The sequence below is a fragment of the Shewanella sp. 10N.286.54.B9 genome (assembly GCF_041468565.1).
In the GTDB taxonomy this organism is placed as follows: domain Bacteria; phylum Pseudomonadota; class Gammaproteobacteria; order Enterobacterales; family Shewanellaceae; genus Shewanella.
Window position 1 is genome coordinate 1 of the sequence record NZ_JBFRIY010000031.1, and the last position, 5,064, is coordinate 5,064.

At 45.5% G+C, this 5,064-nt stretch carries 2 protein-coding genes; both read right to left on the reverse strand.

Translation table 11 applies throughout. The annotated features are described in order from the left end of the window. Positions 1-76: 76 nt before the first annotated feature. On the reverse strand, positions 77-3,226 hold the full coding sequence (locus AB4135_RS11410) for an efflux RND transporter permease subunit (RefSeq protein WP_371992966.1): 3,150 nt from the start codon (positions 3,224-3,226) through the stop codon (positions 77-79). Positions 3,227-3,235: 9 nt separating this feature from the next. Continuing rightward, on the reverse strand, positions 3,236-4,393 hold the full coding sequence (locus AB4135_RS11415) for an efflux RND transporter periplasmic adaptor subunit (protein WP_371992968.1): 1,158 nt from the start codon (positions 4,391-4,393) through the stop codon (positions 3,236-3,238). Between the last annotated feature and the right edge of the window lie 671 nt (positions 4,394-5,064).

Here is a 5,064-nt window from a genome sequence, read left to right on the forward strand (position 1 = left end):
TTATCTCAGGACGGGACAGACTCAAACAACAAAAAGCCCAGCAAATGCTGGGCTTTTTTAGTCAATAACTATGACGTTATTTATTCGCTTTGGCTGCTGCTTTCGCAGCTTTAGCGTTATCTCGTTCGCGCTTGCTAAACATACGCTCAACAATCACGAAGAAGATAGGAATGAAGAAGATCCCCATAAAGGTAGAACTCATCATGCCGCCGAGTACAGCAGTACCAATTGCGTTTTGGCTACCAGAGCCTACACCGCTACTGATAGCGAGTGGCACAACACCAAGACCAAATGCTAATGATGTCATTAGAATTGGACGCAGACGCACTCGAACCGCGTGCAGGGTTGCTTCTACCAAGCCCGCCCCTTTCTCGTAGAACTCTTTGGCGAATTCTACGATTAAGATAGCATTTTTGGTTGCAAGCCCCACCGTTGTCAATAGACCTACCTGGAAGAATACGTCGTTTGGTAAACCACGGCCATTCATCGCAATAAGCGCACCAATAATACCCAGCGGGATCACTAAGATCACCGAGAATGGTACCGACCAACTCTCATACAACGCGGCCAATACTAGGAATACTACCACCACAGATAATGCATATAGCATCGGTGCTTGGTTACCAGAAAGGCGTTCCTCATAGGACAGACCATTCCACTCAACACCAAACCCAGGTGGTAGCTTCTTAACCATATCTTCAATGATAGCCATCGCTTCACCAGTACTAAAGCCTTCAGCGACACCACCTTGAATATTCATCGCCGGTAAGCCATTAAAGCGCTCTAGACGAGGAGAACCATATTCCCATGTACCTGTAGCAAACGCAGAGAATGGCACCATTTCGCCTTTGCTATTGCGTACGTACCAAGCGTCGATATCTTCAGGCTGCATACGGTAGTCCGCTTCACCTTGAACATATACTTTCTTCACTCGGCCGCGGTCGATAAAGTCATTAACGTAGTTACCACCCCAAGCTGTACCAAGCACACTGTTTACCGCATCAATATCAACGCTCAATGCACGCAGTTTTGCATGATCGATATGCACTTGATAAAGCGGTGCATCCTCTTGGCCATTAGGACGCACACCGACTAGGTTTGGATTTTGCGATGCCATGCCTAGTAGCATATTACGTGCTTCAACTAACTTATCATGCCCTTGGCCATTTCTGTCCTGCAGATAGAAGTCGAAACCATTTGCTGTACCCAGTTCGATTACCGCTGGCGGCACGAACGCAAATACAAAGGCCTCTTTCATCTGCATGAACATGCCCATTGCACGACCTGCAACTGACTGCACATCTTGACCAGGCTCTGTACGCTCAGCCCAATCTTTTAGGCCTACGAAAGCAATACCCATGTTTTGACCGTTACCTGCAAAACTAAAGCCCGATACGCTAAATACCGATTTAACGTTTTCGCCTTCGGCCTCTAGGTAGAAGTCGGTAACATCATCGAGTACAGCTTGCGTGGCTTGCTGAGTCGAGTTCACCGGCAAAATGGCTTGAGTAAACAAGATCCCCTGATCTTCATCAGGTAGGAAAGCTGTTGGCATGCGCATAAAGATCCAGCCGACCGCAACACTAATGGCTAGATAGACCATCATAGTACGACCAACACGCTTGATCATCGCAGCGACACTGGCTTCATAGCGTGAGGTTAATGCATCAAATTTGCGGTTAAACCAGCCAAAGAAGCCTGTTTTAGCATGGCTTTCGCCTTTAGCTATCGGTTTAAGCATGGTGGCACAAAGCGCTGGCGTTAGGATGATTGCAACCATTACCGACAGTGCCATTGCCGACACAATCGTAATAGAGAACTGCCTGTAAATCACACCTGTCGAGCCCGACATAAATGCCATAGGCACGAACACCGCCGATAGCGTCAAACCAATACCGACCAAAGCTCCGGTGATTTGATCCATCGACTTTTTAGTCGCTTCAATGGGGCTGAGCCCCTCCTCCTGCATTACACGCTCAACGTTCTCGACCACAACAATCGCGTCATCAACCAACAGACCGATTGCCAGTACCATAGCGAACATGGTTAAGGTGTTTATTGAGAATCCTGCCGCTGACAAAATTGCAAATGTACCGAGTAGTACTACAGGTACCGCAATGGTCGGGATCAAGGTGGCACGGAAGTTTTGCAAGAACAGATACATGATCAAAAATACTAAGACCACAGCTTCAAGCAAGGTATGCACTACGCCTTCAATTGATTTCTCAACGAAAGGAGTCGTATCGTAAGGGTAAACAACCTCTAAGCCTTCAGGGAAGAATGGACGCATCTCTTCAATTTTAGCTCGCACGCCTTCAGCCGTTGCTAACGCGTTGGCACCCGTCGCTAACTGAATACCAATACCCGCTGCAGGTTTACCGTTATAAAACGATTCAACCGAGTAGCTTTCAGCACCTAGCTCAACTCTAGCAACATCCTCTAAGAAGACTTTAGCGCCAGAAGGGTCAGCTTTAATAATGATCTTTTTAAATTGGTCAGCCGTTTGCAAACGACTTTGCGCAGAAACAGTCGCGTTAAGCTCCTGACCTGCAACAGAAGGTGAACCACCTAATTGACCCGCTGATACTTGGGCATTTTGTTCTCTAATAGAAGAGATAATGTCCATGCTAGTCAGGTTATATTGGGTCAATTTAAGCGGGTCAAGCCAGATACGCATTGCATATTGCGCACCGAATAACTGAATGGTACCCACACCTGGTACACGACTCATAGGATCTTGAATATTCGAACCTACATAATCCGAAATATCATTCTTATCTAATGAGCCATCTTGCGATACAAAACCAACAACCATCAAGAAGCCAGCACTCGACTTGGCAACGTTTACACCTTGAGCCTGTACCTCTTGCGGTAACAGTGGCATCGCAAGCTGGAGCTTATTCTGCACCTGTACCTGAGCAATATCAGGATCGGCCTCAGCGTTAAAGGTTAAGGTAATTTGCGCATTACCGAAGCTATCACTGGTTGAAGATATATAGCGCAGGTGGTCTAGACCTGTCATTCGCTGCTCAATTACCTGCGTAACTGAATCTTCCATCGTCTTTGCAGACGCGCCAGGATAAACGGCGCTAATCACTACCGATGGTGGCGCAATACTAGGATATTGAGACACCGGTAATCCGAAGATCGACAGCACCCCTGCTAGCATCACAATAATGGCGATTACCCAAGCAAAAATAGGGCGATCGATAAAGAAACGTGCCATAGCTCTACCCTATTTCTGTTGTTGTGCTTGAGATTTCTTATCTGCCACTAAAGGACCCGCCTTAACAGGTGCTCCAGGGCGAATTTTTTGCAGACCTTCAACAATAAGTTGATCGCCCACATTCAAACCATCGGTAATACGCCATTGGTTATCAATCACTTGTGCAGTCGTCACAATACGTGAAGCCACTTTACCGTCAGCAATTACCATCGCTACGGCCTGACCTTTGGTATTACGGGTAATTGCACGCTGCGGCACCAAAATAGCCTCAGGATCGGTACCGGTATTGAGTACTGCACGTACGTACATACCTGGCATTAACAAACCGTCTGGGTTAGGAAACTCAGCGCGTAAAATTACCGAACCAGTATTCTCATTCACGCTAACTTCAGCAAACTGCAATAAGCCATCGTGACTGTAAGTCGAGCCATCTTCCAAAATAAGCTTCACACCCGCATTTTCAGATGCCTTAAGTTGGCCATCATTCAACTGCGATTTTAAGCGTAATAGCTGAGCACTCGATTGAGTGATCTCGATGTTGATTGGGTCCAGCTGTTGAATTGTAGCTAAGGTATCAGTCTGACTCGCGGTGACTAGTGCCCCCGCCGTTACTGATGACTTACCGATACGACCAGAAATTGGTGCACGCACTTCGGTGTACTCAAGATTAATCGATGCGGTATTAATAGCAGCTTCTGCCACCGTTACACGCGCCAGTGCTTCTTTATAAGCCGCATCTGCTTCGTCGTAATCTTGTTCACTGATAGAGTTTAGCTTTACCAATTTCTTAAAACGTAATGCCTTGGCTTTGGCTGAAACTAAACTTGCCTCGGCACTCTTAAGATCGGCTTTGGCACTCACAAGTGCCGCTTTGTAGGTTGCAGAGTCAATTTGGTATAACGACTGACCTTTTTCTACATCTTTACCTTCAACAAAGCCACGGTTCATAATGATACCGCTAACCTGAGGGCGAACCTCGGCTTCTAAATAAGCCTTACTTCTTCCTGGTAATTCAACCAAAATAGATTGAGGTTTAGCTGCAATAGTAATTGCCCCCACCTCCATAGGCCCTCTTTCTTGAGGCCCCATGTTTTCCGGTTTTTGCTCACATCCAGTTATCCATAACGCCACACTTAAAACAGAGGCAATTTTCACTATTTGCCGCATGAGAACTCCTATAAGGCCATCTATTTGGTAATTGATTTATATAATACCAATCAGTATAAGTAGTTGATCTACTCAGACTGTTTTTGGCGAACTAATTCAAGGCGGATAATTAACATAATGGTTGTTCCCTTTTGCATTTATCCAACACCGAAGTAGGAAGCCAAAAACACTCCTTCCAGGCGAGTTTTAGCGGCTTTAATGCTGCGTTAATGAGCTTGAACATAGAATAACTATGCGCCTCACTCACTTCCTTGCCTCAAAACCGCTAAACTCTCGCTGAGCGATCAAATCTTTATACCGATTGGTATGAAGCACAAAATGCCGTCAAATTAAGCTTTGAAAGCATATTTTTTTGTCTAATGATTTAGCGAGTCTTTATCTCACAATGTCGGTCTGTCAACAAGCAGATCTACCAGTTTAATTTGTAAGCTGATAATAATTTCTGCACTAAATCAGCCACATATGTTTCGCAAATGTAAACAAAATAGCGATTACAGCTAGCCTATTAGCCCTAAGTGTAGATTAGCTGACATAGGACAGTGAAATTTAACAATAAAACAACCTAGGGGCTGTTGTTCTTTCGAGCTTAGTTTTTGTTCGAATTCAATTATTTTAGTACAAGGCTTGAGCGATGATGCTTAGCTGGCTAAGCGAAAAGCTCGTAACGCAGT